Here is a 513-nt window from a genome sequence, read left to right as displayed (position 1 = left end):
GGACCAGACGGCGCCTTAACCGTTGAGACTGCGCCCACGGCCGCCGTTGATCTGCCGCAACTGCGCTTGCAGATGCAAGCTCCAGATCTGCGGATCATCGGCCAGTTCGTAACCATGCAAGGTCAGGCTTTCAACGATGGTGTCGAGAATCGACTCGGCCGCGACCGGGCCGTGAAACGGGCCCTGGGCTTTGATCGCGGAAGGTTGTTCGCCGGCCATGCCGGCCGCGAAGAGCAGCGTCCACATGCCGTTGTCGCCGGCCAGCGGCTTGACGGCGCATTCGATCCGGGTAACCAGACCCAGGCATGGACGTGTGAGACAGAGGTTGCGCGACATGGCGGCGACCCTCAGTAAAGCCGGTATTCAGCCCCCACGGGAGGACTGGCTCGATCCAGTGATACTGTCGATATCCTTGACCTGAGAATAGAAGAAAAGTGTCCCGCGCAAGCCAAATGGAACCAGAAGGCGCCGAATGGTCATTGTGTGAATATTGGCGTCAGAGTAGTGGCACAT

Annotated in this window: 1 protein-coding gene; it reads right to left on the bottom strand. The window is 60.0% G+C overall.

Features of this window, described 5'->3' with window-relative positions:
* Window positions 1-15 precede the first annotated feature (15 nt).
* A complete protein-coding gene (locus tag J5M71_RS27210) occupies window positions 16-336 on the bottom strand; it encodes a hypothetical protein (RefSeq protein WP_207838633.1) in 321 nt (106 codons plus the stop codon).
* Window positions 337-513: the final 177 nt, after the last annotated feature.

The organism is Pseudomonas sp. 43(2021), from assembly GCF_017490805.1.
Taxonomy (GTDB): domain Bacteria; phylum Pseudomonadota; class Gammaproteobacteria; order Pseudomonadales; family Pseudomonadaceae; genus Aquipseudomonas.
Note: the sequence above shows the minus strand (reverse complement) of the source record. Positions and strands in the feature narration are given on the sequence as shown.